We start from the raw sequence: 5,832 nt of genomic DNA on the forward strand, positions 1-5,832 counted from the left end.
GATCTCGTCTACCCAATCGTCGCCGAGAGTTCTAAGGGCAGCCAGATCATTGACATTGACGGTAATAAATACGTTGATATGACAATGGGATTTGGGCTGAACTTTTTTGGACACGGGCCCGATTTTTTGATTGAGGCCGTCAAAAAACAGCTTGAGCTCGGAATCGAAGTCGGGCCACAGTCGCCGCTGGCCGGGCCGGTGGCGGAAAAGCTCTGCGCGTATGTCGGGGCGGAGCGAGCGATTTTTTGCAACACGGGCTCCGAGGCCGTCATGGCTGCTGTCCGAGCCGCACGCACCGTAACGGGCCGCGACAAAATCGTGATGTTCTCGGGAGCCTATCATGGCGTCCATGATGAAGTTCTGGTGCGCGGCAACGGGCGCGGTAAGTCGTTTCCCATTGCGCCCGGCATCCCGAACTCCGCCGTCAGTGAGACGATTATTCTGGAGTACGGCAGCGACGAAGCGCTCCAGGTGATTCGGCAGCGTGCGGGGGAGATTGCCGCGATATTAGTGGAGCCCATCCAGAGCCGCCATCCGGAGCTGCGCCCCATTGAGTTTGTACAGACACTGCGCTCCCTTGCCAGCGAGCACGAGATCGCCTTTGTCTTTGATGAGATTGTCAATGGCTTCCGGCTTGGCAGGCGTGGCGCGGCGGGTGTCTATGACATCGAACCGGACATGCAAACCTTCGGAAAGATTCTCGGAGCAGGCATTCCCGTGGGGGCGCTGACCGGCAAAGCGAAGTTTCTGGATGCGTTTGACGGAGGACAGTGGGAGTACGGCGACGATTCCTTCCCCTCGGTGGGAATGACGTTCTTTGCCGGGACTTTTGTCCGTAATCCCATCGCCATGGCCGCTGCCAACGCCGTTCTGGATCGCCTGAATGCGGACCCAACGATTGCGGATCGCATCTCGGCACGCGGCGAGCAGTTCGGAGTGCGCCTCGATGCGGTGCTCAAAAAATGGGGCGTCCCCTTCCCCCTGGAGCGCTTCCGCTCGATGTTTTATCTCAATACGCACGGTGCGACAACGGGGGGCTTGCTACACTACCACCTGCGGCTCCGCAATGTGCATATCTGGGAGAACCGCCCCTCGTTTCTGTCCACGGAGCACACCGATACTGACCTTGACTTTATTTTAGAGGCCTTTGAGCAGTCCTGTGCCGCGATGGCCGAGGGGGGATTCTTAACGCCCCCTGCCCCCGTGACACTGCCCACCACACCCCAGCAGCGCGAGGTCTGGCTGGCCGCCCACGAGAGCGAGACGGCCTCCCTGTCTTACAATGAGTCCATCGGTGTCCACTTTGAGGGCCCGCTCGATACCAACCAGCTCACCCAGAGCCTGCAAAACATTGTCGAGCGCCACGGTGCCCTCCGCGCCACATTTAGCGAAGACGGCACCACCCAGACAATCGCTCCCACGCTCACACTGGATATTCCTCTCACAGAGACCGACGAGCTAGGAGTGGCCGCACTCCAGAAGGAAGAGGCATCGCGCCCTTTTGATCTTGCGCACGGGCCGCTTCTGCGGGCTCGGCTCGTGCGCGTCTCCCAACCTCTCCCCCCTGCCCCCTCCCCCGGGCAGTCGTTCCTCATTGGGGAAGGGGGAGAAACTAAAGCCCCTTTCCCAGCGAAGAATGCGGGTACCCTCTGGGTGCCGGGAGAGGGGTTGGGGAGAGGTAGCCATGTTTTCTTGCTCACCGCGCACCATATTGTCTGCGACGGCTGGTCGTGGGCAGTATTACTGGATGAGCTGGCGAAGGGCATGGCGGGAAAAATACTTCCGCAGCCCTACGACTTTGCTGAGTTTGCACAGAAGCCCATAAACAACGACGATCTAACCTGGTGGAAAGCGCACCTGGAAAGCACCGTGCCACCGCTCGCGCTTCCCACGGATCAGGCACGCCCCGCCGTCTTTACCTACCGTGGGGATCGCGTCCACCGCGTTCTCCCCGAGAGCCTGGTGGGGCCACTGCGCAAGTTCTCCGGCAAACAAGGCACGACACTCTTTGCGATGCTCTTCACTGCCTACGAGACACTTCTGCGCCGCTTGACGGGGCAGAGCGAGCTGGTGATGGGTGTACCGTCGGCGGGCCAGACCACCATTGAGACTGACGCGCCTGTGATGGGCCACGCGGTTAATTTGCTGCCTCTCCCCCTTCGTGTGCCGGAAGGGAAGAGTTTTACCGAGCTCCTTGCCCAGCGCAAGCGACAGATTCTCGACGCCTTCGACCACCGCGACTGCACGTTTGGGACGCTGGTCAGTGCCCTGAACTTACAACGTGACCCAAGCCGCAACTCGCTCGTCTCCACCACATTTAATCTGGAACGCACGGGCGGCGGCGATCTGGGCTTTGTCGGCCTTACCAGCCACATGAGCAAGGCGCCACGTGTTGCTTATCAGTTTGAGCTGGGCTTTAACCTTGTGGACGATGGCAAGACTATCGAAGTCGAGGCAAGCTACAACACGGACTTATTTACAGAAGCGACCATCACACGCTGGCTAGCGCACTTTGAGACACTGCTCCAAGGCATCCTCGCCCAGCCCGAGAGCGAGCTAACAACGCTTCCCTTGCTCTCTCACGGCGACGTGAAACAACTGCAAGCCTGGGGCGACGGCGGCACTATTGGCACTATAGAACGAAGCTTCGCGCCACTGGCGGAGATCTTCGCCGTGCAAGTCACAAAAACGCCCGATGCCCTTGCCGTAACCGACGGCAAAAAGTCCCTCACCTATGCGGAGCTCAAGGCCAGCGCCGACACACTCGCCGCGCAGCTTCGTGCGGCAGGTGTCGAGCCGGGCCAGGGAGTTGCCATTGAGCTTTCGCGCTCCGTGGAGACAATCACCGCCGTCCTGGGCGTTCTTAGCGCCGGGGCGTTCTATGTCCCGATTGATCCCGCCTACCCCAAAGAGCGCCGTGAGTGGCTGCAAAAAAACAGCGGAGCGGTGGCAGCCATCACTCCCCTAGGAATCACCCCCGCCGGGCGGGGGCAAGGAGGGGGAGTCCGTGATCAAGCCGCGCTGCTGTATACGTCAGGCTCGACGGGCGAGCCGAAGGGGGTGCGGATTGCACAAAAGGCCATCGCACGGCTGGTGAAAGACGCCGACTGGCTCAAGTTTGCCAACCAGACATTTCTCTTTCACTCCGCCTTTGCCTTCGATGCGACTCTTCTTGAGATCTTTGGGCCGCTCCTCAACGGCGGCAAGCTCGTGGTTGCCCCAGACGGCCCGCTGACGCTTGCGGAGCTTGGGCAGTGCGTCCGTGAAAACACTGTGACGACGCTCTGGCTGACGGCGGGGCTATTTCATGCCCTGGCAGACAGTGGACTTTCGGACTTTACAGGAGTTGAGCAGCTCCTGGCAGGCGGCGATGTGCTCTGCGCACCGCAGCTCGCCAAAGCACTTCGTGCGCTTCCCCAAACGCGCTTCTTCAACGGCTACGGCCCGACGGAGAACACGACGTTTACGTGCGTCCATCCCATCACGGAGGCGGATACCAAGGGCGGGAGCATTCCCATTGGCAAGCCTATCACGGGCACCCGTGTCAGGATTTTGGATGCGGCACGTCAGCTATGCCCGATTGGCATTATTGGCGAGCTCTACACCGGCGGTGAGGGGCTTGCCCTCGGCTATCACAACGATCCGGAGCGCACGGCGGAGAAGTTCGTCGTCGTGCAAGGCGAGCGGCTCTACCGAACGGGTGATCTTGCCCGCTGGCGCACCGACGGAACCATTGAGTTCTTTGGGCGTGCCGATCAGCAAGTGAAAATCCGTGGGAATCGTGTCGAGCTCGGCGAGCTGGAAGCGGCGCTCTGTCGTCTCCCCGGTGTCCGCGAAGCCGCCGCGCTGGCCCCCACAGACACGCACGGAGATCGCTCACTCGTGGCCTATGTCGTGGGGGAAGCGGAACCCGTTGCCCTCAAGCAAGCCCTCCAGCTCTCGCTGCCGCCCTACCTCATCCCCTCGGTTATCGTCTCTGTCGCAGCGCTCCCGCTCAACGCCAGCGGCAAAATAGATAAAACAAAACTATCCACCCAACCCTCATTGGTAAAGGGAGGGTCGGCGCTGCGAGGAACGAGCGGCGCCGGGGTGGGTTCAAGCGGCGCCGGGGTGGGGTCGGAAGCGGCTGTGGGTTCTGTGGAATCTCTCTTCGCGGAGGCTCTTGGTTTGGAGAGTGTTGCCCCCGATGATGACTTCTTCGCGCTGGGCGGCGACTCCCTCAAGGCGATTCGGCTCTTCGCCCGCATCGAAGCGGAGTTTGGCAAACGCCTCCCCCTCTCCGCCCTCTTCGCAACCCCCACTCCCAGTGGAATCGCCGCACGCCTCACCCCAAGTACTCCCCTTATTTCGGAGAGGGAAGGGGCCGGGGGATGGGTTCGAGATTCGGTTCGGGGAACCCTGGTTCCTATACAAGCCAACGGCAGCCGGGCTCCACTTTTTCTGATCCACCATGTCCAGGGAATTGTGGTGCTCTACCATGATCTGGCAAAGCATCTTGGGGACGAGCAGCCCGTTTTCGCACTAGAAGCCGCGGGCATTGACGGCGAGACCGAGCCGCACGACTCGATTCTCGCGATGGCGCAGGACTACGCATCGCTGATTCAGAAGCAATTCCCAGACGGCCCCTACCGTGTTGCAGGCTTCTCCTCGGGAGGAATTGTGGCGCTGGAAGTCGCACGGGTGCTCCGTAGCGCTGGAAAAGTGGTAGAGTTTGTTGGCATGTTTGATAGCTACGCTCCCGAGTACCACCGCCTCCACCCCGAGTTCACCAACCCGGAGACAACGGCGCAGCGCCTTGCATCGCACTTCAGTATGTTCCGTAAGCTCGACACGAAAAGCCAGGGTGAGTATCTCAAAGGGCGGCTTAAGAAAGTCCAGGGACGGCTCAAGCCCGTAGCAACCGAAGAGCCCGACAAGGCATTCTGGGAGGCACTGGGGCGCGTTCGCCAGGCGCAAGAGAAAGCGATCCACGAACACTTCCCCGAAGTCTACGAAGCGCCGGTGACACTCTTCCGGGCACTTGAGCACGGTGCGCCCTGGGACGAGGGGCTTTTCTGGGGAGAGGCTCTGCCTCAGTTGGAGCTCTGCGATGTGCCCGGTGACCACCACCTGCTGATTCAGGAGCCCTTTGTGCGAACACTAGCCCAAGAGCTGACACAGCGGCTTGCCCCACCCACCCTACGCCTCGTCAAGGCGGCATGATCCGTCTCAAGGCCCCCGAGGGGATCGCCGTCTGGCAGCTAGAGCTAGACAGCGCGATCCCTTTGGACTGTCTTTCCCTCGACGAAGAAGAACGCGCCGCCCGTTTTCGCTTCGCACGTGATCGCCATCGCTACCGTGCCTGCCGGAGCGCCCTGCGTCTTGTGCTCGGAGAAGCGCTTGGAGTTGCTCCTGAGGCAGTTATCTTCACCTACGGCCCCTATGGAAAACCCGAGTGTGAGCTGATCTTCAATGTCTCTCACAGCGCCGGTCTGGCGCTGATTGCGCTGGGCGCCGAGGGCGTGGACATTGAAAAAATCCGTCAGGACATCGATCCCAAAACGCTCGGACGCAGTGTCTTTACGGCCACCGAGCTTGCGGCCATCACGACCACCGAGGATTTCTTCGATGCCTGGACCGCCAAGGAGGCGTTGATCAAGGCGGAGGGCGGTGGGTTCTCGTCGCCGCTCTTGAAACGGACGGTCTGGCCAACACTGGAGCCCGAACTTGCAGTCCACTACGATATAGTTCGCCTCACTCCCGAGCCTGGATTTGCGGCAGCCCTCGCGATCCGTCAGATAAAAAAAGCCGCCGGACGGGTGTCTGGCGGGTCTTAGTCTCGTCTCGCTCTCG

At 60.8% G+C, this 5,832-nt stretch carries 2 protein-coding genes; both read left to right on the forward strand.

The genetic code is table 11. From position 1 onward, the window contains the following. The first annotated feature begins 15 nt into the window (after window positions 1-15). Window positions 16-5,202, forward strand: a complete 5,187-nt coding sequence (locus ACH2EH_RS05270; RefSeq protein ID WP_395139624.1) for an amino acid adenylation domain-containing protein — start codon at window positions 16-18, stop codon at window positions 5,200-5,202. Beyond that, window positions 5,199-5,816 (forward strand): 4'-phosphopantetheinyl transferase family protein, encoded by a 618-nt coding sequence (locus tag ACH2EH_RS05275; protein ID WP_395139622.1) that lies wholly within the window; start codon window positions 5,199-5,201, stop codon window positions 5,814-5,816. Before ACH2EH_RS05270 ends, ACH2EH_RS05275 begins: the two co-directional genes overlap by 4 nt. The last annotated feature ends 16 nt before the right edge of the window (window positions 5,817-5,832 follow it).

This window comes from Armatimonas sp. (genome assembly GCF_043760365.1).
GTDB lineage: Bacteria > Armatimonadota > Armatimonadia > Armatimonadales > Armatimonadaceae > Armatimonas.